We start from the raw sequence: 21770 nt of genomic DNA on the forward strand, positions 1-21770 counted from the left end.
GCAAACATGTTTCACCGTTTATGGACATTGATACGCAAAGAGCTGCAGTCGCTGCTGCGCGAGCCGCAGACGCGCGCCATTCTGGTATTACCGGTGTTGCTTCAGGTGTTGCTCTTCCCGTTTGCCGCCACGCTGGAGGTGACTAACGCCACCATTGCTATCTATAACGAAGATAACGGCAAACATTCCGTCGAATTGACGCAGCGTTTCGCCCGCGCGAAGGCTTTTACCCACATCCTGCTGCTGAAAAGCCCGCAGGAGATCCAGCCCACCATCGATACGCAAAAAGCGTTATTGCTGGTGCGTTTTCCGGCCGATTTTTCCCGCAACCTGGATACCTTCCAGACGGCACCAATGCAGTTAATCCTCGACGGGCGCAACTCCAACAGCGCCCAGATTGCAGCCAACTATCTTCAGCAGGTGGTGAAAGATTACCAACAGGAGTTGATGGACGGGAAACCGAAACCCAACAACAGCGAGCTGGTGGTGCGCAACTGGTATAACCCGAATCTGGATTATAAATGGTTCGTGGTGCCATCGCTGATCGCCATGATCACCACCATCGGAGTGATGATCGTAACGTCGCTCTCCGTCGCCCGTGAGCGCGAACAGGGGACGCTCGATCAGCTGCTGGTTTCCCCGCTCGCAACATGGCAAATTTTCGTCGGCAAAGCGGTTCCGGCGCTGATTGTCGCGACCTTCCAGGCCACCATCGTGCTGGGCGTGGGAATATGGGCCTACCAGATCCCGTTCGCCGGTTCGCTGGCGCTGTTCTACTTCACGATGGTGATTTACGGGCTGTCGCTGGTCGGCTTTGGACTGCTGATTTCCGCGCTCTGCTCTACCCAGCAGCAGGCATTTATTGGCGTGTTCGTCTTTATGATGCCGGCGATTTTGCTTTCGGGCTACGTCTCGCCCGTCGAGAACATGCCGGTATGGTTACAGGATTTGACGTGGATAAACCCAATTCGGCACTTCACGGATATCACCAAGCAGATCTATCTGAAGGATGCGAGTCTTGACATTGTCTGGGGAAGTTTGTGGCCGCTACTGATCATAGCGGCCACGACGGGCTCAGTGGCGTACGTGATGTTTAGACGAAACATCGCGTAGCTTTTTCTCTTTGGTCAGTAACGAGACCACGGCAGGCCCTGCGAGGATTGCCAGACCGGCCAGGGCCAGCAGCAGGTTGTTTTGCAGCACACGCGACAGCAACCAAAGCACAATCATCGCCGCACCAAAGTACCAGGTGGTGGTGAGCTCTTCGAGCACATCACCCACCTCACGCCAGCGTGCTTCGTGGTGGCGCTGTAAAAACAGCATCGACAGTACGGTGACGCCATAGAGGACGCATAGCCCTAAGCCGACCCGCACCAGCGTGCCGCTCATCCAGCCCATCACCAGTACGGCCACGACCAGTAAATGCAACATTATCTGCCAGCAACTCAGGCCAGTTGCGACACGAACGCGTTGTTGCCACTTCATGGCTTCTCTCCTGAAGGATTTTTCTCTGCTTAATCAGACTACCGCACTTTACGGAAAATTCCGTAACACCGCATCTTTTTGTGACGCCTACTACACTTTATTTTCATCGGGATAGTCACCCTGGAAGGAACGTATGACCAAAAAAATGCAGCATTTCTCGCTTAAAGTGCTGACGATAAACATTCATAAAGGCTTCACAGCATTTAACCGCCGCTTCATTTTACCGGAGTTGCGCGACGCGGTTCGCACCGTCAGCGCGGACATTGTCTGCCTTCAGGAAGTCATGGGCGCGCACGAAGTGCATCCGCTTCACTTTGAAAACTGGCCGGACACCCCGCACTACGAATTCCTGGCCGACACCATGTGGAGTGATTACGCCTACGGGCGCAACGCGGTGTACCCGGAAGGGCATCACGGTAATGCGGTGCTGTCACGTTTTCCCATCGAACATTACGAGAACCGCGACGTCTCTGTGGGTGAAAGTGAAAAACGCGGGCTGCTTTACTGCCGTATCGCCCCGCCGGACCTGGCGTTCCCGGTGCACGTGGGCTGTGTTCATCTGGGCCTGCGCGAAGCCCATCGCCAGGCACAGCTAAAAATGCTGGCCGAATGGACCAATGCCCTGCCCGAAGGTGAACCTGTGGTCGTGGCCGGTGATTTCAACGACTGGCGGCAGCGGGCTAACCATCCGTTGAAGGTTGATGCGGGGCTTGAGGAGATTTTCACCCGTGCAAACGGCAGGCCTGCACGCACCTTTCCGGTACGGTTCCCGTTTTTGCGACTCGACAGAATCTACGTGAAAAACGCCCATGCCAGCAGCCCAACCGCACTGGCGTTACTTAACTGGCGACATCTTTCCGACCATGCGCCGCTCAGCGCGGAGATCCACTTATGAAATGTTCATGGCAGGAAGGCAACCGGATCACGCTGCTGGTCAACGGGGATGAATATTACCCCGCGGTGTTTGACGCGATTGACCACGCAAAGCAGAAAGTGATCCTTGAAACGTTTATCTGGTTCGAAGACGACGTCGGTAAGCAGTTGCACAGCGTGCTGCTGCGTGCTGCCCTGCGTGGCGTCAAAATCGAAGTGCTGCTGGATGGCTATGGCTCACCGGACCTCAGTGATGCGTTCGTCAATGAGCTCACCTCAGCAGGCGTCGTGTTCCGTTATTACGATCCTGGCCCTCGCCTTTTCGGCATGCGTACCAATCTTTTCCGCCGGATGCACCGCAAAATTGTGGTGGTGGATGAGACGGTAGCGTTTGTTGGCGGCATTAACTACTCCGCTGAACATATGTCCGATTACGGCCCGGAAGCCAAGCAGGATTACGCGATTCGCATTGAAGGACCGGTGGTGCAGGATATCCTGCTCTTTGAGCTGGAAAACCTGCCCGGTAAAGAGGCTGCCCGCCGCTGGTGGCAGCGCCGCCATCATCGTCCGGAAGAGAACCGTCACCCCGGTGAAGCGCAGGCGCTGTTTGTCTGGCGGGATAATGGTGAGCACCGGGACGACATTGAGCGGCATTACCTGAAGATGCTGGCGAATGCGAAGCGCGAAGTGATTATCGCCAACGCTTACTTTTTCCCGGGCTATCGCCTGCTGCATGCCATGCGCAATGCGGCCCGACGCGGCGTGCGCGTGAAGCTCATCGTTCAGGGCGAGCCGGACATGCAGATTGTCAAAATCGGTGCCCGGTTGCTGTACAACTATCTGGTGAAAGGTGGCGTACAAATTTACGAATATCGCCGCCGGCCGCTGCACGGCAAAGTAGCCCTGATGGACGATCACTGGGCCACCGTGGGCTCCAGCAATCTCGACCCGCTGAGTTTGTCACTGAATCTTGAAGCTAACCTGATCATCCACGATCGCCAGTTCAACCAGACTCTTAGGGATAACCTGCAGGCGTTGATCGTGAACGACTGCGTGCGCGTGGACGAATCCATGGTGCCCAAACGCACCTGGTGGAATCTGGGCATTAGCGTAGTGGTGTTCCACTTCCTGCGTCATTTCCCGGCGATGGTGGGCTGGCTGCCGGCGCACACGCCAAAACTTGCGCTGGTGGATCCGCCTGTCCAGCCCGAAATGGAAACCCAGGACCGCGTTGAAGCGGAAGATGGAGGGAAAACCTGATGTCGAAATCACATCCACGCTGGCGGCTGGCTAAAAAGATCCTCACCTGGCTGTTTTTCATCGCCGTCGCGGTTCTGCTGGTGGTTTACGCCCAGAAAGTTGACTGGGAAGAGGTGTGGAAAGTTATCCGCAACTACAACCGGCTGGTGCTGCTGGGCGCGGTGGGGCTGGTGATTGTAAGCTACCTCATGTACGGCTGCTATGACCTGCTGGGCCGCGCCTACTGCGGCCATAAGCTCGCGAAGCGCCAGGTCATGCTGGTGTCGTTTATCTGCTACGCCTTTAACCTGACATTGAGTACCTGGGTGGGTGGGATCGGCATGCGCTATCGCCTTTACTCGCGCCTCGGCCTGCCGGGCGGGACCATTACGCGCATTTTTTCCCTCAGCATCACCACCAACTGGCTGGGTTACATTCTGCTCGGCGGGGTGATTTTCACCATCGGCGTGGTGCAATTGCCTGCGCACTGGTACATCGATGAAACCACGCTGCGGATTTTAGGCTTTGCATTACTGCTCATCATTGCGCTCTATCTTTGGGCCTGCGCCTTTGCCAAACGCCGACACATGACTATCAAGGGGCAAAAACTGGTACTGCCTTCGTGGAAATTCGCGGTCCTGCAGATGGCCGTGTCCAGCGCCAACTGGATGGCGATGGGGGCGATTATCTGGATGCTCATTGGTGAAGATGTGAATTACTTCTTTGTGCTGGGCGTGCTGCTGGTCAGCAGCATTGCCGGCGTGATCGTGCATATTCCGGCGGGGATTGGGGTGCTGGAGGCGGTATTTATCGCCCTGCTCGCCGGAGAGCATGTTTCACAGGGTACGATTATTGCAGCCCTGCTGGCCTACCGTATGCTCTATTACTTCCTGCCGCTGGCGCTGGCAACGGTGTGTTATCTGGTGCTGGAGAGTCGGGCGAAGAAACTGCGGGCGAAGAATGAGAAAGCGTTAGCGAAGTGAGGTCTGGCGAGGGAACTTACCCGGCCTGCGCAACGCAGGTCGGGTAAGGGAAATACCCTTAACGACGGTTGCCTAAAATACGCAGCAACATCAGGAACAGGTTGATGAAGTCCAGATACAGCGTCAGGGCGCCCAGAATCGCGTATTTGCGCAGGTTTGAGCTGTCGCGTACGTCAATCTGTTCGCCAATATTTTTCAGCTTCTGAGTGTCGTAGGCCGTCAAACCGACGAAGATCACCACCCCGATATAGGTCACCGCCCACATCAGCGCTTCACTCTTCAGCCACAGGTTCACCAGCGACGCCAGCACAATTCCAATCAGCCCCATAAACAGCATGCTGCCGAAACCGCTCAGGTCACGCTTCGTGGTGTAGCCGTAGAGGCTCATCGCACCAAACATCCCGCCAGCGACCACAAACGTGCTGGCGATGGAGGAATAGGTATACACGATGAAGATGCTGGAGAGCGTTAGCCCCGTCAGTGCCGAATAGAGCATAAACAGCGTGGTCGCCATTCCGGCGCTCAGCTTCTGCACCAGGCCGGAGAGAACAAAGACCAGCGCCAGTTGCGCGATGATCAGCCCAAAGAAGGTGATTTTGCTTGAGAAGATAAACATCATCAGCTCAGGCGTGTTGGCTGCATACCATGCGATAAAGGCGGTCAGCAGTAAACCGACCGTCATCCAGCCATAAACCTGAGCCATATACGTCTGCAGCCCGGTACGGGTCTGCTGTACTATTGAATCGGAACGCGGAAATCGGTCCATGATTCACTCCTGATTAAGTAGACACACACGTTAAGACTAACACATTCACGCAAACCGACTACCAACGACTGGCGGCTTCTTTGTCGCTGTCACGCGACTCAACCCACCTGTCGCCTTCCGGCGTCGCTTCACGTTTCCAGAATGGCGCTTTGGTTTTGAGGTAATCCATAATGAACTCCCCTGCTGCAAACGCACTACTACGGTGGGCACTGGTCACGCCGACAAAAACGATTTCCTCGCCAGGCCACATTTCACCAATACGGTGGATAACCGTCACTCGCCCGAGCGGCCAGCGGCCACGCGCCTGTTCAACGATCTCCGCGAGGGATTTCTCCGTCATGCCCGGATAGTGCTCCAGCGTCAGCGCCTTTACGCTGTCGCCGAGATTATGGTTACGCACTTTACCGGTAAAGGTGACAACCGCACCGTCTTCGTCACGCTCTGCCAGCCAGTCATATTCTGTACCAACGCTGAAACGATCATGACCTACCAGAATTCGGGTTTCAGCCATCTTAGCCTCCTGTCACCGGCGGGAAGAAGGCCACTTCATCCCCGGCCGTCAGCGGATGGGTCAGCTCCACCAGCGTCTGGTTAACCGCGGCCAGCAGCTTGCCTTCATCCAGCGCCAGCGCCCAGCGGTCGCTTTGCGCGGCAAGATGCGCACGCAGGTCGGCAACGGTGTCAAAGGGGGCATCAAGCGTCAGGCTGTCGGTGCCCACCAGCTCGCGGACCTGAGCAAAAAAGAGCACCTTAATCATGGCTGTCCACCTTAAAATCACCGGATTTACCCCCGCTTTTCGCCAGCAAACGAACCGGGCCAATCACCATATCTTTCTGCACCGCTTTGCACATGTCATAGATAGTCAACGCGGCGACAGAGGCCGCCGTCAGGGCTTCCATCTCAACCCCGGTTTTCCCGGTTAAGCGGCAGAGCGACTCGATGCGCACGCGGTTGTGCTCCGGCTGCGCCTGCAGGTTAACTTCCACCTTGCTCAGCATCAGCGGGTGGCAGAGCGGAATTAAGTCCCAGGTGCGTTTCGCAGCCTGTATCCCGGCGATGCGGGCGGTGGCAAAGACGTCGCCTTTGTGATGGCTGCCGTCAATAATCATCGCCAGGGTCTCTGGCAACATGGTCACGAAGGCTTCAGCACGCGCTTCACGCACCGTTTCGGCTTTGGCGGAGACATCCACCATATGTGCTTCGCCAGCGGCGTTAATGTGGGTCAGTTGCGACATAACTTATTTCTTTAAATGGGGATGGAAATTACACGGACGGGTACGGGCATCCAGCTGCGGCGCAATGATATTTTCCCACGCGGTGCGACACGCTTTTGTCGAGCCGGGCATGGCAAAAATCAACGTGCCGTTCGCCACACCGGCCACCGCACGCGACTGCAGCGTGGAGGTGCCAATCTCTTCAAACGAGAGCATGCGGAACACTTCACCAAAGCCTTCCACTTCCCGGTCAAACAGCGGGACGAGCGCCTCGGGAGCCTGGTCGCCTGTGGTAAAGCCGGTGCCACCGGTGATCAGCACCACCTGCACCTCATCGCTGGCAATCCACTGAGAGACCCTGGCACGAATGGCATAACGGTTCTCTTTCACGATCGCCTTATCAACAATACTGTGCCCGGCATCATGTGCCGCATCGCGCAGCCAGTGGCCGGAGGTGTCATCCTCTTCACCGCGGCGGTCGGAAACGGTAAGAATAGCAATGCGTGTCGGGATAAATTCCGCGCTAACCTGACTCATCTTCTGGTTCCTTCTTAAGCCTGATTACCCGCCAATGTAGGACAGGTTCTGAGTAATGCCGGTGTTGCCCTGATGCAGGAAGTGGGTCTGTTTTTTGTGCGTCAGAGCTTCAGAAATCCGCGCTTCAAGCGCGGCCTGTTGGGCGTCTTCCGCCAGCAGATCGCGAAGGTCGACACCGCCATCCCCGAACAGGCACAGATGCAGCTTACCAACGGAGGAGACGCGAAGACGGTTACAGCTGGCACAGAAGTCTTTCTCATACGGCATGATAAGCCCAATTTCCCCTTCGTAATCCGGGTGACAAAAGACCTGCGCCGGGCCGTCGCTGCGCTGACGGATCTGGTGGATCCAGCCGCGTTTCAGCAGCTCATCACGCAACACCATGCCGGAGATGTGATGCCGACGGAACAGCTCACTGCCCTCGCCGGTTTCCATCAGCTCGATAAAACGCAACTGGATGGGGCGGGATTTGATCCACGCCAGGAAGGTATCAAGCTGGTGATGGTTGACGTCACGCATCAGCACCGTATTGACTTTGACCTTCTGGAACCCGGCACTGAACGCCGCGTCAATTCCGTCCATCACCTGGCGGAATTTATCCTGGCCGGTAATGGCATGAAACTGGCGGACATCGAGGCTGTCCACGCTGACGTTGATGGCGGTTAAGCCCGCGTCGCGCCAGGCCGCAACGTCGCGAGCCATGCGGTACCCGTTGGTGGTGACCGCAATCTGACGGATACGATCGTTCTCACGCACCGCAGCAATGATATCGGGGAAATCACGACGCAGAGAGGGTTCCCCTCCGGTCAGGCGGACCTTTTCCGTGCCGAGTTCAGAGAATGCGCGCGTGACGCGGCGCACTTCGTCCACGGAGAGAAAGCCGTTATTGGTGACGCTGCCCGGTTTGTAGCCATCGGGCAGGCAGTAGGTGCAACGGAAGTTGCACACATCGGTAATCGACAGACGTAAGTAAAAAAACTTACGCGCGAATGCATCAGTAAGTTGTGAAGCCATGTACACCTTTCCAGAGACGGGAGGCACAGTCATTTCTTTCTGTACCCTGGTGGCATATTCGCCACGGCCAGGACGCCATATCTTTCGACACAGGCGCCAGGGCTCGAGTGTATGTTTTCAAATTTGAAAACGTGGTTATGGCGATAGTAGCGCGGAAATCTTCCCTTCGCCATTATCACTTAACGCTATATAACCATATACATAACGACATAATCGTGTATTTTCGCTACAGAATACCTAAAAACAGCATATTCACATTGATATACGTCATTTTGCGCCGGGTGAGGCATCGTCTTTTAGGGGGAGTTAGGGTAGTGTTACGCAGATCGAACGTGATAAGGAATGTGTATGCGCAATCGCACTTTTGCGGATCTTGACCGTGTTGTCGCTCTTGGCGGAGGCCATGGTCTGGGGCGAGTGATGTCTTCTCTGTCCTCACTTGGCTCAAGGCTGACAGGGATAGTGACAACCACGGATAATGGCGGCTCCACCGGGCGTATTCGACGCGCGGAAGGGGGTATCGCCTGGGGCGATATGCGTAATTGTCTGAACCAGTTAATTACCGAGCCGAGCGTCGCTTCGGCGATGTTTGAGTACCGTTTTGGCGGTAACGGCGAACTTTCCGGGCATAACCTTGGAAATTTGATGCTTAAAGCGCTGGATCACCTGTCAGTACGCCCGCTGGAAGCCATCAATTTGATCCGAAACCTGCTCAAGGTTGACGCGTTCCTGATCCCAATGTCCGAACAACCGGTCGATTTAATGGCGATCGATGCGGAAGGGCACGAGGTTTATGGCGAAGTGAACATCGACCAGCTTACCGTGCCGCCAAAAGAGCTGATGACCTACCCAAGCGTGCCCGCCACGCGTGAAGCCATTGAGGCCATCGGCGAAGCGGATTTGATTTTGATTGGGCCGGGCAGTTTTTACACCAGCCTGATGCCCATTTTACTGGTCAAAGAGCTGGCACAGGCTCTGCGCAGAACGCCCGCCCCCATGGTTTACATCGGCAATTTAGGCCGTGAGCTGAGCCCGGCGGCGGCCAGCCTGTCGCTGGCGGACAAACTGAATCTGATGGAGCAGTACGTCGGGAAGAAAATCATCGATGGCGTGGTGGTCGGCCCGAAAGTTGATGTATCAGGAATTGGCGATCGCGTGGTGGTGCAGGAGCCGCTGGAAGCGAGCGATATCAAATATCGCCACGACCGTCACCTGCTGCGTGAAGCGCTGGAGAAGGCGATTCAGGACCTGGGATAGAGATTATGCCTTCACCAAACCTCTCTCCCACGGGAGAGAGCAACCACTAAAAAAATGACAGCCTGCGGCTGTCATTTTGCTTTTACCTAGGAGGCGGCGATAAACAGATCGCGCAGCTGATGCAGCTGGTCGCGGATTTGCGCGGCCTCTTCGAATTCGAGGTTCTGCGCATGCTGCATCATCTGCCCTTCCAGTTCGTGGATTTTCTGCTGCAGCGCTTTTGGCGTCAGCTCGACGGTATCCGGCTCAACCACTGAACGCGCTTTTCCGCGCCCTTTCGCTTTGGTCTTCGCAATGTTCTGACCCAGCGCCAGAATATCCACCACTTTCTTGTTCAGGCCCTGCGGCGTAATGCCGTGCTCTTCGTTGTAACGCTGCTGTTTCTCACGACGACGCTCCGTTTCGCCAATTGCTTTCGCCATTGACGGGGTAATTTTGTCACCGTAAAGGATCGCTTTACCGTTAACGTTACGCGCGGCACGGCCAATGGTCTGGATCAGGGAGCGTTCAGAACGCAGGAAGCCTTCTTTGTCGGCATCCAGAATCGCCACCAGCGAGACTTCTGGCATATCCAGGCCTTCTCGCAGCAGGTTGATACCCACCAGCACGTCAAACTCGCCCAGACGCAGGTCGCGAATGATCTCCATACGCTCGACGGTATCGATATCCGAGTGCAGATAACGCACCCGCTCACCGTGCTCCTCAAGATACTCGGTGAGATCTTCCGCCATGCGCTTGGTCAACGTCGTTACCAGCACGCGCTCGTTGATGGCCGCGCGGATACGGATTTCTGACAGCAGATCGTCAACCTGAGTGGCGACCGGACGCACCTCGATAATCGGATCCAGCAGCCCGGTCGGACGCACCACCTGGTCAACCACCTCATCGCCCGATTTTTCGAGCTCGTAGTTGCCCGGCGTAGCCGAGACGTAGATGGTTTGCGGTGCCAGCGCCTCAAATTCTTCAAACTTCATGGGACGGTTATCCAGCGCAGATGGCAGACGGAAACCATACTCCACCAGCGTCTCTTTACGCGCCCGGTCACCGCGATACATCCCGCCAATTTGCGGGATAGTCACGTGAGATTCGTCGATCACCAACAGACCGTCTGCCGGCAGATAGTCAAACAGCGTCGGCGGTGGCTCGCCCGGACCACGCCCGGAGAGGAAACGTGAGTAGTTTTCGATACCGGAGCAGTAGCCCAGCTCGTTCATCATCTCCAGGTCAAACTGGGTGCGCTGGCTCAGGCGTTGCTCTTCCAGCAGCTTATTATTCGCCAGAAGCACCTTACGGCGGTCTGCCAGCTCAACTTTGATCTCTTCCATCGCCTGCACGATACGCTCGCGTGGCGTCACGTAGTGCGTTTTCGGGTAGATGGTATAGCGCTGAACAACCGACTCGACGTGGCCGGTCAGCGGGTCAAAAAGCGACAGGCGTTCAACTTCTTCGTCAAACAGCTCAACGCGCAGGGCGATATCGTCCGACTCTGCCGGGAAGATATCAATCACCTCGCCGCGCACACGGAAGGTACCGCGCTGGAACGCCTGATCGTTACGGGTGTACTGCAGCTCTGTCAGACGGCGTAAAATAGCGCGCTGATCGATGATCATCCCCTGGGTCAGGTGCAGCATCATCTTGAGATAGAGATCCGGATCGCCCAGACCGTAGATAGCCGACACTGACGCCACCACCACCACATCGCGACGCTCAAGGAGCGCCTTCGTCGCCGACAGACGCATCTGCTCAATGTGTTCGTTCACCGAGGCATCTTTCTCAATGAAGGTGTCAGAGCTCGGGACATACGCTTCAGGCTGGTAGTAATCGTAGTAGGAGACAAAATATTCCACGGCGTTATCCGGGAAGAACTCTTTCATCTCGCCGTAAAGCTGAGCGGCCAGGGTTTTGTTTGGGGCCAGCACCATCGTGGGGCGCTGCAGATCGGCGATAACGTTGGCAATGGTAAACGTTTTGCCCGAACCGGTTACCCCCAGCAGCGTCTGGTGCGCCAGCCCATCTTCCAGCCCCTCTTCGAGACGTCGGATCGCCTCAGGCTGATCGCCGGAAGGACGGAATGCAGAATTCAATTTGAACGGTTTACTCATGGGCGACAACCTGATGACGTTATAAGCGGCAGGTGAGTAATTTTACTCGTTGCTGCCAGGAATGCCAGTAAAAAACACTGGATGAAAAACCAGTATCATGTCAGGATATTTAGAGTACCGGCAGGGTGATTAGCGCGATAGCGGTCAAAATTTGGACCGTGACAACATAAAACACCAGTCAGGACGGGTTATCCCCAGAACTTTTTCTTTTTTAACATTTGTCAAGCCAGGTAATGATAGTTTTATGGCAACAGGTGACACTTTCATTACGGCAATTGCTTTTATCTAACCAGTTAAATATTAAGCGATATTTTCTAAAGCCGCGTTTCGCACCAATTTGGTCGTAACCCGCGTCTTCTCTCGCTTATCGCGTGTTTTCTAACTCTAATGCACATGGTTATCCACAGGAATAGTGGATAACTGCTTCCAGCCCGTGCAGACCGCCGCTCAGCAAATTCCCGACTTTTCCCACGAAACGGCAGCAAAAATTTTTTATAGCTATTTTTTGCTGATAAACAGTTGTGTCATTCATAACCAACCGATGCGATCTTGCTCACATTTCCACCATTTTAATCCTGCACCACAACTCATCACGTCCGGCACTGCGGATGTGCAAAGGGGTCAACCACACACCGCTTATCCAGGACAAATTCCTAAAAAAGTCTCTTTTTTAATCAATTTAGGGTTTCTGGCAGGAGTTTTGCACATCCCACAATGAGCCTCACCCACACAGATTTTTAAGGAGAGAAAGATGTTGAGTCTGCGTGCAGTTAACCAGTTTTACGGAAGCCAACATACGCTATGGAACGTGGATTTAGATTTTCCCAAAGGCATGTGTACAGGCGTTGTTGGCCTGCCGGGGATGGGCAAAACGACCCTGATGAATTGCATCGCCGGGAAAGTGCCTGTCGACAGTGGCACCATCATCTGGCACGAAGCCGGTGCACCGCCGCGAGATTTGCTTAGCCAGACGCCAGAACCCTTCGCTGGTCCGGGAATAGGCTATGTCCCGCAGGACAGGCGGATTTTCTCCCAGTTAACCATTGATGAAAATCTGCATATCGCCATGCGGGCGACAGGGAAACCTGACCCTGAAGCGAAAAGTGACGTTTACGACCTCTTTCCGGAACTCTATGCGCTGCGACAAACCCGGGCCAACACGCTTTCGCCAGACGACCAGTATCAGCTGGCGCTGGCCAATGCGCTGGTCATCCGTCCGCGGATGCTGATTCTGGATGAACCGATGCATGGCGCGGGCCACAGCTTCGCCCAGAAGCTGAGCCAGCTGCTGGTGCGGTTAAACCGGGAACTGGGAATGACGGTGTTGTTAGCTGAGCAGCAACTGTCGTTTATCCGCCGGGTCGCGGAGCGCTTTTGCATGCTGTATCGCGGGCGTAACGTGGCCCAGGGCCACGTTAACGAGCTGGATGACGAGCTTATCGCCCACTGGATGTCGCTGGAGGCAAGACGCTGAGATCGAGGTAATGCCCGGTTTCAGCGCACCCGGCCGTGTCAGCCAGCCACGGGATCTCCCCAAGAAACGGCGCAGGAAGCACCCGCTTCAGCGTTGCCAGATACTCCTGATGTCGCCTGCCCGGCGCAACCACGTCGTTGGCTATCCAGCCGGCCAGGCGCAGCCCGGCCTGCTGAACGGCCTGGGCGGTCAGCATCGCATGGTTGATACAGCCGAGTTTGACCCCTACCACCAGGATTACCGGCAGCTGCTCGATTTGCACCCAGTCAGCAAAGGTCTGGTCCGCCGAAAGTGGCGTAAACCAGCCACCGGCGCCCTCCACCAGTACCCAGTCAGCCTGGCGTTCAAGGGCGCGTAACCCGGCAGAAAGCACGGCAAAATCAATCGGGCGACCTTCATCGGCGCTGATAATATGCGGTGAGGTGGGCTCGGCAAAGGTGTACGGATTCACCGCTGAATAGGCAAGTTCAAGCGTGCTGTTGCGCTGGAGCGCCAGCGCGTCGGTATTGCGTAACCCGTGCGCCGTCATCTCGCTGCCGGAGGCGACAGGTTTATATCCGGCGGTGGTTTTTCCCTGCATGCGCGCCGCCTGCAGCAGCGCTGAGCTGGCAACCGTCTTGCCCACTTCGGTATCTGTTCCGGTGACAAAATAACGTTCAGTCACGTTCAATAATCCCATGAAAAAGTTGATATGAGAGCGGGAACTGCCCCCGCTGCTGCGGCCACGCCAGCTCCAGACGCTGCAACTGGCCGCGGGTAAGAGGCTTCTTTTCACGCCCCGCATGCAGATGGGTCGCGCCAATGCCCTTCAGGGAGCGCATGGCGCTGAAGGCATCGTCGAAATTCAGCGTAATGGTCTGCTCAGCACAGCGATAGCGCCATCCCGCCAGCGCGTGGATGACCTGCTCGTGCGGCAAAAAACGGTTAGCGTGAGGTTGTTCATCCACCGCTTTCCACGCCTGATTGAGCTCCGGTAAAGAGCTTTCCAGCAGCGTGGTGAAGGCCACGCATCCGCCCGGGCGCGCCACGCGATAAAGCTCGTTTAATGCCTGCGGGAGACTACTGCACCACTGTACCGCCAGATGGCTCCAGACCAGATCAAACCGCGCATCCGGCAGCGGAATGGACTCAATATCGGCAACCAGATAGTGGTGCGCGGCCTGCTGCTGACGGGCCTCCTCGAGCATATCGGGCGACAGATCGATAGCCGTCACCTCGCTGCCGGCCGCACGCCAGTGTCGGCTATTGGCACCCGGCCCACACCCGGCGTCCAGCACCTGAGAGAACCGGGTCTCGTTGAGTAAAGCAAGCAGCCCCTGTGCGCTCTGACGCTGGAGTTCATCGTGCTGCGAATAGCTGCGCGCGGCCCGGCCAAATGCCGCCGCGATCGCCTGTTTATTCACGGGTGTCATGCAGCGCCTCCAGAAGTGCCTCAATATCCTCTGCTTCGTGCGCCGCCGTGAGCGTCAGACGCAGTCGGGCAGTGCCGGGCGGTACGGTTGGTGGACGAATAGCCGTCACCCATATCCCCCGCTCGCGAAGCATCTGCGCCAGCGTGAGAGCCAGACCGTTTTCCCCCACCATCACCGGCTGGATTGCGCTCTGCGAATCGGTGCTCTGGAACGGGAGATGGCGTAACCCCTGGCGAAAACGCCGGATATGTTCCGCCAGACGCGCCCGTCGTTCCGCGCCTTCTGCGCTGCGGATCACCGCCAGTGATGCAGACAGCGCCACGGCCTGTGCGGGCGGCATACTGGTGCTGTAAATGAGATGACGGGCGAACTGCAGCAGATAGTCGGCGACAGACTCGCTGCACAACACGGCCGCCCCGCTCACGCCAAAACCTTTCCCGAAAGTCACCACCAGCAGTTCCGGCTTCACGTTTTGCTGATGGACGCTACCGCGCCCTTCCTCACCCATCACGCCAATACCATGCGCATCATCAACCAGCAGCCAGGCGTTTTGTCGCTGCGCCGTCTCATGCAGCGGACGCAGCGGTGCGCTGTCGCCGTCCATGCTGAACACCCCTTCTGTGACCACCAGCTGCTGTCCGGTGCAGGGCTTATCGAGCAGACCAGCAAGCTGAGCCGCATCGTTATGGGCAAAGCGGCGGAGCTGCGCAGGGCTTAAACTTGCCGCTTCCAGCAGCGAGGCGTGACTTAAGCGGTCGGCAACAATGCGGTCGTCCTTGCCCATTAGCGCGGTGATGACCGCCTGGTTGGCGGCAAAACCTGAAATGAACAGCAACGCACGCGGATACCCCAGCCAGTCGGCAAGGGCCTCCTCCAGCGCCTGATGCGCCGTGGTGTAGCCGCTGACATGCCCCGAGCCGCCGCTGCCGACGCCAAACCGCTCCGCGCCCTGCTGCCAGGCGCGGACGATTGCCGGGTGCTGGCTCAGCCCGAGATAATCATTGCTGGAGAAATTGCAAAACTGCCGGCCCTCGCGGGTGAGAAAACGGCCTGCGCCGTTTTCTACCACGTTGCGAACGCGAAAGGCATCTGCCGCCCGCCGTTCTTCGAGCGCAGAATGGATACGTGCCTGCCAGGTCATACGGTTGCCGCGTTGTAGAACTGGTCAGTATCGGCGTTGAAAATCTGCTGCTCCAGCTGCTGCTGTTGCTCGTTATCCCCCGTCAGGACGTCGGTCTGATGTGGGTTCAGCCCCAGCTTGCGGAACAACTGGACGTCTTTGTCCTCTTCCGGGTTCGGGGTGGTCAGCAGTTTGCAGCCGTAGAAGATGGAGTTGGCCCCGGCCATAAAGCACATCGCCTGCGTCTGCTCGCTCATCTGCTCACGACCCGCCGAGAGGCGCACGTAGGAAGTCGGCATCATGATACGCGCCACCGCAATGGTGCGGATAAAATCAAATGCATCCACGTCTTCGTTATCCGCCAGTGGCGTACCTTTAACTTTCACCAGCATGTTGATCGGCACGCTTTCCGGCGGTGTGGGCAGGTTCGCCAGCTGCAGCAGAAGACCCGCACGGTCTTTCACCGTTTCGCCCAGTCCCACAATCCCGCCTGAACAGACTTTGATGCCGGCGTCACGCACTTTATCCAGCGTGTCGAGACGCTCCTGATAGGTCCGCGTGGTGATGATATTGCCGTAAAATTCAGGGGAGGTGTCGAGGTTGTGGTTGTAGTAATCCAGCCCTGCTGCAGACAGGCGTTGCGCCTGCTCTTCGTTCAGCGTGCCAAGGGTCATGCAGGCTTCCAGCCCCATCTCTTTCACCCCTTTCACCATCTGCTCCAGATACGGCATGTCGCGATCGTGCGGGTTTTTCCATGCCGCGCCCATACAGAATCGGGTTGAGCCTGCATTTTTCGCCTTACGGGCGGAGTCGAGCACCTGCTCCACTTCCATCAGACGTTCAGATTCAAGCCCGGTTTTATAGCGCGCACTCTGCGGGCAGTATTTGCAATCTTCTGGGCATGCGCCGGTCTTGATCGACAGCAGCGTACTGACCTGCACATGGCGTGGATCGAAGTGCTGACGATGCACCTGTTGGGCTTCAAACATCAGCTCAAGGAAAGGTTTATTGAATAATTCAGTAACTTGCGACATCGTCCAGCGTGCGTGGTGAGCCATGGGGCTTCTCCAAAGGGTTTTGTTAATTTTCAGATCGGTTTATACTCGTAAACCTAAAACTTTTCAAAATGGTTTACAAGTCGATTATGACCCAGGACGATCTCGCCTTCGACAAGCAGCATATCTGGCACCCTTACACTTCCACTACCCGCCCCCTCCCCGTTTACCCGGTCGCCTCGGCTCACGGGTGCGAACTGACCCTGAGCAGCGGTGAGTCGCTTGTGGACGGCATGTCATCCTGGTGGGCGGCTATTCACGGGTATAACCACCCGCGTCTGAATGCGGCGATGAAAGCGCAGATTGACCAGATGTCGCACGTGATGTTTGGCGGTATCACCCATCAGCCTGCGGTTGACCTGTGCCGGCGTCTGGTCGCGATGACCCCGGCCCCGCTGGAGTGCGTTTTCCTTGCAGATTCCGGCTCTGTTGCCGTGGAAGTGGCGATGAAAATGGCGCTGCAGTACTGGCACGCCAGAGGTGAGACCCGCCAGCGGTTCCTCACCTTCCGCAACGGCTATCACGGCGACACGTTCGGCGCGATGTCAGTGTGCGATCCGGATAACTCCATGCACAGCCTGTGGAAGGGCTATCTGCCAGAGAACCTCTTTGCCCCGGCACCGCAAAGCCGTTTTGACGGGGAGTGGGATGAAATGGACATGGTCGGTTTTGCGCGGCTGATGGCTGCCCACCGCCATGAGATTGCCGCCGTTATTCTTGAGCCGGTTGTGCAGGGTGCAGGCGGGATGCGGATGTACCACCCGGCGTGGCTGACGCGCATTCGTAAGATGTGCGATCGCGAGGGCATTCTGCTGATTGCCGATGAGATCGCCACCGGCTTTGGCCGCACCGGCAAGCTGTTCGCCTGCGAGCATGCGGGGATCGCACCGGATATTCTGTGTCTGGGTAAAGCGCTGACCGGCGGCACCATGACGTTGTCCGCCACGCTGACAACGCGCCACGTTGCCGACACCATCAGCGACGGCGACGCAGGCTGCTTTATGCACGGCCCGACGTTTATGGGCAACCCGCTGGCCTGCGCGGTGGCGAGCGAAAGCCTGGCCATTCTCGAGAGCGGCGAGTGGCAAACGCAGGTCGCGACGATTGAAGCGCAGCTTCGCCAGGAGCTGAGCGCAGCGTCAGCGGCTGAATTCGTGGCGGATGTGCGCGTGCTGGGTGCCATCGGCGTGATTGAGACCACCCATCCGGTTAACATGGCGGCGCTGCAGCGTTTCTTCGTGGAACGGGGAGTGTGGGTGCGTCCTTTCGGCAAGCTTATCTATCTGATGCCGCCTTATGTTATCTCGCCGGCTCAGCTACGTCAGTTAACGGCTGCGGTAGTTGACGCCGTTAACATTCCCGCACATTTTGCGATTTAACCCTGAGCGTTAACGTCGGTACTCTGTTTATGCATTACACTTTTTGCATAATCGGGTACCGAGGTAAATCGTATGAAAATCATCAGTAAAGATCTGCGCGACGGGGAAAAACTGCCTGAACGCCACGTTTTTAACGGCATGGGTTATCAGGGGGATAATATCTCTCCGCATCTGGCGTGGGACGATGTTCCGGCGGGAACCAAAAGCTTTGTTGTCACCTGCTATGACCCGGATGCCCCTACAGGCTCAGGGTGGTGGCACTGGATAGTGGCGAACCTGCCTGCGGATACGCGCGTTCTGCCGCAAGGTTCCGGCTCTGACCTGGTGGCGCTGCCTGAAGGCGCTATCCAGACCCGAACCGATTTTGGCAAAGCGGGTTACGGTGGCGCCGCGCCGCCAAAAGGGGAAACGCACCGCTATATCTTCACGGTTCACGCGCTGGATGTGGACAAGATTGAGGTGGATGAGGGCGCGAGTGGCGCAATGGTCGGCTTTAACGTCCATTTTCATTCGCTGGGCAGCGCATCGATCACGGCGATGTATTCGTAAAAAAACCGGTGGCCTGTACGTGTCCGGGCCACCGGGCAAATCTTAGAGCACCGAAGGCAGTAAGCCCACCAGGCTTCCCTTCTCCAGCAGCGCGATCGCTTTATCAATATCCGGCGCAAAGAAACGGTCATCATCGTAATGCGCGACCTGTTCACGCAGCAGATGACGCGCCTGTTCCAGCAGCGGGCTGGACTTCAGACCTTCACGCAGATCAACGCCCTGACATGCGGCCAGCCATTCCACCGCCAGCACGCCGCGGGTGTTGGCGGCCATCTCCCACAGACGACGTCCGGCGGCCGGGGCCATCGAGACATGATCCTCCTGGTTCGCTGACGTTGGCAGACTGTCCACGCTGTGCGGATGCGACAGGGCCTTGTTCTCGCTCGCCAGCGCCGCGGCCGTCACCTGGGCAATCATAAATCCGGAGTTGACCCCGCCGTTGCGGACCAGAAACGGCGGCAGCTGGGACATATGTTTATCCATCATCAGCGCGATGCGACGTTCGGATAAGGCCCCCACTTCCGCAATCGCCAGCGCGATATTATCCGCCACCATCGCCACAGGCTCGGCGTGGAAATTTCCCCCGGAGACCACTTCGTTTTCCTGAGCGAACACCAGCGGGTTATCAGACACCGCATTCGCCTCCACCAGCAGCACTTCTGCCGCGTGGCGCAACTGCGTCAGACAGGCTCCCATCACCTGGGGCTGACAACGAAGCGAATAGGGATCCTGTACCTTGTCACAGTTATGGTGAGAGTCTGCAATATCGCTGGTCTCGGTCAGCAGGTGACGGTACATCGCCGCGGCGTCAATCTGCCCGCGCTGGCCGCGCACCTCGTGGATACGGGCGTCAAACGGACGACGTGAGCCAAGCACCGCCTCGGTGGTCAGCGCACCGCACACGACCGCGGAGGCGAAAAGATCCTCGGCTTCAAACAGACCACGCAACGCAAACGCCGTCGAGGCCTGGGTCCCGTTAAGCAGCGCCAGCCCCTCTTTCGCCGCCAGCGTTATCGGGGTTAACCCGGCTTTTTTCAGCGCCTCTTTCGCAGGGAGCCACTCGCCCTTCCAGCGAGCCTGACCTTCACCGAGCAGCAGCAGCGACATATGGGCCAGCGGCGCAAGATCGCCGGATGCACCGACGGAACCTTTTGCCGGGATCCACGGATAGACTTCCGCATTCACCAGCGCCATCAGCGCCTCGATCACGCTGAGGCGAATTCCGGAGAACCCACGTGCCAGACTGTTGATTTTGAGCACCATCATCAGGCGGACAATGTCATCATCCAGCGGTTGACCGACACCCGCCGCATGCGAAAGCACCAGCGAGCGCTGTAAATTTTCCAGATCGTGCGTGGCGATACGCGTCTGCGCCAGCAGACCAAATCCGGTGTTGATGCCGTAGGCGGTACGTCCTTCGGCAATAATGGCTTCAACGCAGGCAACGCTGTCGTTAATCGCGGCGTGGGCGCTTTCATCAAGTGAGAGCGTAACCGGTTGACGCCAGATGTTACGCAGCTGTTTGAGCGTCAGTGAGCCGGGAGTGAGGGTTAAGGCGTTCATTAATGCTTTCCTTGTGTGGCAGGGATCATCGGCAGGTTCAGGCCTTGCTCTTTGGCACATTCAATCGCAATCTCGTAACCGGCATCCGCGTGGCGCATTACGCCGGTTGCCGGGTCGTTATGCAGCACGCGAGCGATACGCGCTGCCGCTTCATCCGTACCATCACACACGATGACCATTCCCGAGTGCTGGGAGAAGCCCATTCCTACGCCACCACCGTGATGCAGCGACACCCAGGTCGCCCCGCTGGCGGTATTCAGTAAGGCATTCAACAGTGGCCAGTCGGACACGGCATCGGAGCCATCGCGCATGGCTTCGGTTTCACGGTTCGGGCTGGCAACAGAGCCCGAGTCGAGATGGTCCCGTCCGATAACAATCGGCGCGGAGACTTCACCGCTGCGCACCATTTCGTTAAAGGCCAGACCCAGTTTTTGTCGCCACTCCAGCCCGACCCAGCAGATCCGCGCCGGCAAGCCCTGGAAGTTAATGCGCTCGCGAGCCATATCCAGCCAGTGGTGCAGATGTTCGTCGTCGGCGACGATCTCCTTCACTTTGGCGTCGGTTTTGTAGATATCTTCCGGGTCGCCGGACAGGGCCACCCAGCGGAACGGACCAATACCGCGACAGAACAGCGGACGAATATAGGCAGGCACAAACCCCGGGAAGTCGAAGGCGTTACTCACGCCCATCTCTTTCGCCATCTGGCGAATATTGTTGCCGTAATCAAATGTCGGAATGCCCATCTGGCTAAAGGCCAGCATGGCGTTCACGTGCTCCGCCATGGAACGTTTAGCGGCGAGCACCGTGCCTTCCGGGTCACTTTCGGCGTTTTGCTGATACGTTTCCCACGTCCAGCCCGATGGCAGATAGCCGTGAAGGGGGTCGTGTGCGCTGGTCTGGTCGGTGACGAGATCCGGGCGTACGCCACGGGCCACCAGTTCAGGGAGAATGTCAGCCGCGTTGCCGCAGAGCGCAATCGACATCGCTTTGCCTTCTGACGTGTATTTTTTGATGCGTGCCAACGCGTCATCCAGGTTTTCAGCCTGTTCATCGACGTAACGGGTACGCAGTCGGAAATCAATGCGGCTCTGCTGACATTCAATGTTCAGGGAGCAGGCACCGGCAAGGGTCGCGGCCAGCGGCTGTGCGCCCCCCATTCCCCCCAGACCGGCGGTCAGTACCCAGCGACCTTTCAGCGAACCGTTATAATGCTGACGACCGGCTTCCACGAAGGTTTCGTAGGTGCCCTGCACAATCCCCTGACTGCCAATGTAGATCCAGCTTCCCGCCGTCATCTGGCCATACATCGCCAGCCCTTTGGCGTCCAGCTCGTTAAAGTGTTCCCAGGTCGCCCAGTGCGGGACAAGGTTAGAGTTGGCGATCAGCACGCGCGGTGCATTCTTGTGGGTTTTGAACACACCGACCGGTTTGCCGGATTGCACCAGCAGGGTTTCGTCATGTTCCAGATGAGTCAGGGATTCAACAATCGCGTCATAGCACTCCCAGTTGCGCGCGGCGCGGCCTATGCCGCCATACACCACCAGCTCGTGGGGGTTTTCCGCGACCTCAGGATCGAGGTTATTCATCAACATGCGCAGCGGGGCTTCGGTGAGCCAGCTTTTGGCAGTAAGTGTGGTGCCGCGCGCGGCGCGGACATCCTGCTGGCGGTATTTACCTGACGACATTGTGTGCTCCTCATACGGGACAGATGATGTATTCAGATATACTTGTATAGACAAGCACACAC

23 protein-coding genes and 1 riboswitch are annotated in these 21770 nt (G+C 57.2%); of the genes, 9 read left to right on the forward strand and 14 right to left on the reverse strand.

The features are described from left to right. Window positions 1-6: 6 nt before the first annotated feature. Window positions 7-1113, forward strand: a complete 1107-nt coding sequence (locus QE396_RS10010) for an ABC transporter permease (protein ID WP_014169231.1) — start codon at window positions 7-9, stop codon at window positions 1111-1113. Here QE396_RS10010 and QE396_RS10015 read toward each other — a convergent pair. Continuing rightward, window positions 1075-1485, reverse strand: coding sequence for a YbhQ family protein (locus QE396_RS10015; protein WP_014169230.1), 411 nt, complete (start codon window positions 1483-1485; stop codon window positions 1075-1077). The genes QE396_RS10010 and QE396_RS10015 overlap by 39 nt on opposite strands. A gap of 133 nt (window positions 1486-1618) precedes the next feature. Here QE396_RS10015 and QE396_RS10020 point away from each other — a divergent pair, with 133 nt between their 5' ends. From QE396_RS10020 to QE396_RS10030, 3 genes are read left to right on the forward strand one after another with little or no spacing between them, the layout of a single operon-like run. Next, window positions 1619-2380 carry an endonuclease/exonuclease/phosphatase family protein gene (locus QE396_RS10020; protein ID WP_014169229.1) on the forward strand — a complete coding sequence of 254 codons (762 nt, stop codon included), beginning with the start codon at window positions 1619-1621 and terminating at the stop codon, window positions 2378-2380. Beyond that, window positions 2377-3618 carry a cardiolipin synthase ClsB gene (gene clsB, locus QE396_RS10025; protein ID WP_014169228.1) on the forward strand — a complete coding sequence of 414 codons (1242 nt, stop codon included), beginning with the start codon at window positions 2377-2379 and terminating at the stop codon, window positions 3616-3618. The genes QE396_RS10020 and clsB overlap by 4 nt, the downstream gene beginning before the upstream one ends. Beyond that, window positions 3618-4580 (forward strand): YbhN family protein, encoded by a 963-nt coding sequence (locus QE396_RS10030; protein ID WP_014169227.1) that lies wholly within the window; start codon window positions 3618-3620, stop codon window positions 4578-4580. The genes clsB and QE396_RS10030 overlap by 1 nt, the downstream gene beginning before the upstream one ends. A gap of 58 nt (window positions 4581-4638) precedes the next feature. Here QE396_RS10030 and QE396_RS10035 read toward each other — a convergent pair whose 3' ends face one another. The 6 genes from QE396_RS10035 to moaA form a co-directional block, all read right to left on the reverse strand. Next, window positions 4639-5346, reverse strand: coding sequence for a Bax inhibitor-1/YccA family protein (locus tag QE396_RS10035; protein WP_014169226.1), 708 nt, complete (start codon window positions 5344-5346; stop codon window positions 4639-4641). 58 nt (window positions 5347-5404) lie between these two features. Continuing rightward, entirely contained in the window at window positions 5405-5857 is a 453-nt protein-coding gene (gene moaE, locus QE396_RS10040) for a molybdopterin synthase catalytic subunit MoaE (protein WP_014169225.1), read from the reverse strand. 1 nt (window position 5858) lies between these two features. Next, window positions 5859-6104 carry a molybdopterin synthase sulfur carrier subunit gene (gene moaD, locus QE396_RS10045; RefSeq protein WP_020884929.1) on the reverse strand — a complete coding sequence of 82 codons (246 nt, stop codon included), beginning with the start codon at window positions 6102-6104 and terminating at the stop codon, window positions 5859-5861. Continuing rightward, window positions 6097-6582, reverse strand: coding sequence for a cyclic pyranopterin monophosphate synthase MoaC (gene moaC, locus QE396_RS10050; protein WP_008501142.1), 486 nt, complete (start codon window positions 6580-6582; stop codon window positions 6097-6099). Before moaC ends, moaD begins: the two co-directional genes overlap by 8 nt. Window positions 6583-6585: 3 nt before the next feature. Further along, the gene (moaB, locus tag QE396_RS10055) at window positions 6586-7098 is read right to left on the reverse strand and encodes a molybdenum cofactor biosynthesis protein B (RefSeq protein WP_020884931.1); all 513 of its coding nucleotides are present in this window, start codon (window positions 7096-7098) and stop codon (window positions 6586-6588) included. Between the two features lie 24 nt (window positions 7099-7122). Beyond that, window positions 7123-8112 (reverse strand): GTP 3',8-cyclase MoaA, encoded by a 990-nt coding sequence (moaA, locus tag QE396_RS10060; RefSeq protein WP_020884932.1) that lies wholly within the window; start codon window positions 8110-8112, stop codon window positions 7123-7125. Further along, window positions 8100-8234, reverse strand: a riboswitch (molybdenum cofactor riboswitch). It overlaps the preceding gene by 13 nt. 226 nt (window positions 8235-8460) lie before the next feature. On the opposite strand from moaA, the gene yvcK reads away from it, so the two are divergent. Next, on the forward strand, window positions 8461-9369 hold the full coding sequence (gene yvcK / locus QE396_RS10065) for a uridine diphosphate-N-acetylglucosamine-binding protein YvcK (RefSeq protein ID WP_020884933.1): 909 nt from the start codon (window positions 8461-8463) through the stop codon (window positions 9367-9369). 86 nt (window positions 9370-9455) lie between these two features. Here yvcK and uvrB read toward each other — a convergent pair whose 3' ends face one another. Then, the gene (gene uvrB, locus QE396_RS10070; protein WP_020884934.1) at window positions 9456-11471 is read right to left on the reverse strand and encodes an excinuclease ABC subunit UvrB; all 2016 of its coding nucleotides are present in this window, start codon (window positions 11469-11471) and stop codon (window positions 9456-9458) included. Window positions 11472-11883: 412 nt separating this feature from the next. On the opposite strand from uvrB, the gene QE396_RS10075 reads away from it, so the two are divergent. Both QE396_RS10075 and QE396_RS10080 read left to right on the forward strand, forming a co-directional pair. Further along, complete coding sequence (locus QE396_RS10075; protein ID WP_309950916.1) at window positions 11884-12189, forward strand: hypothetical protein; 306 nt, start codon at window positions 11884-11886, stop codon at window positions 12187-12189. 33 nt (window positions 12190-12222) lie between these two features. After that, window positions 12223-12945, forward strand: a complete 723-nt coding sequence (locus tag QE396_RS10080) for an ABC transporter ATP-binding protein (RefSeq protein WP_014169219.1) — start codon at window positions 12223-12225, stop codon at window positions 12943-12945. Here the strand turns inward: QE396_RS10080 and bioD are convergent. From bioD to bioB, 4 genes are read right to left on the reverse strand one after another with little or no spacing between them, the layout of a single operon-like run. Next, entirely contained in the window at window positions 12908-13609 is a 702-nt protein-coding gene (gene bioD, locus QE396_RS10085) for a dethiobiotin synthase (RefSeq protein ID WP_032670604.1), read from the reverse strand. The two genes, QE396_RS10080 and bioD, sit on opposite strands and share 38 nt — an antisense overlap. Continuing rightward, the gene (gene bioC / locus QE396_RS10090; protein WP_047357125.1) at window positions 13602-14357 is read right to left on the reverse strand and encodes a malonyl-ACP O-methyltransferase BioC; all 756 of its coding nucleotides are present in this window, start codon (window positions 14355-14357) and stop codon (window positions 13602-13604) included. The genes bioD and bioC overlap by 8 nt, the downstream gene beginning before the upstream one ends. Continuing rightward, complete coding sequence (gene bioF / locus QE396_RS10095; RefSeq protein ID WP_279256756.1) at window positions 14341-15498, reverse strand: 8-amino-7-oxononanoate synthase; 1158 nt, start codon at window positions 15496-15498, stop codon at window positions 14341-14343. Before bioF ends, bioC begins: the two co-directional genes overlap by 17 nt. Beyond that, entirely contained in the window at window positions 15495-16535 is a 1041-nt protein-coding gene (gene bioB, locus QE396_RS10100; protein ID WP_014169215.1) for a biotin synthase BioB, read from the reverse strand. Before bioB ends, bioF begins: the two co-directional genes overlap by 4 nt. 86 nt (window positions 16536-16621) lie before the next feature. Here bioB and bioA point away from each other — a divergent pair, with 86 nt between their 5' ends. Then, complete coding sequence (gene bioA / locus QE396_RS10105; protein ID WP_032677717.1) at window positions 16622-17911, forward strand: adenosylmethionine--8-amino-7-oxononanoate transaminase; 1290 nt, start codon at window positions 16622-16624, stop codon at window positions 17909-17911. A gap of 72 nt (window positions 17912-17983) precedes the next feature. Then, window positions 17984-18460, forward strand: coding sequence for a kinase inhibitor (locus QE396_RS10110; protein ID WP_014169213.1), 477 nt, complete (start codon window positions 17984-17986; stop codon window positions 18458-18460). Between the two features lie 42 nt (window positions 18461-18502). On the opposite strand, the gene hutH is transcribed toward QE396_RS10110, so the two are convergent. Continuing rightward, window positions 18503-20023, reverse strand: coding sequence for a histidine ammonia-lyase (hutH, locus tag QE396_RS10115; protein WP_041162502.1), 1521 nt, complete (start codon window positions 20021-20023; stop codon window positions 18503-18505). Continuing rightward, on the reverse strand, window positions 20023-21708 hold the full coding sequence (gene hutU, locus QE396_RS10120; protein ID WP_044866435.1) for a urocanate hydratase: 1686 nt from the start codon (window positions 21706-21708) through the stop codon (window positions 20023-20025). The genes hutH and hutU overlap by 1 nt, the downstream gene beginning before the upstream one ends. Between the last annotated feature and the right edge of the window lie 62 nt (window positions 21709-21770).

It is taken from the genome of Enterobacter sp. SORGH_AS_0287 (genome assembly GCF_031453695.1).
Classification (GTDB): Bacteria; Pseudomonadota; Gammaproteobacteria; order Enterobacterales; family Enterobacteriaceae; genus Enterobacter; species Enterobacter ludwigii.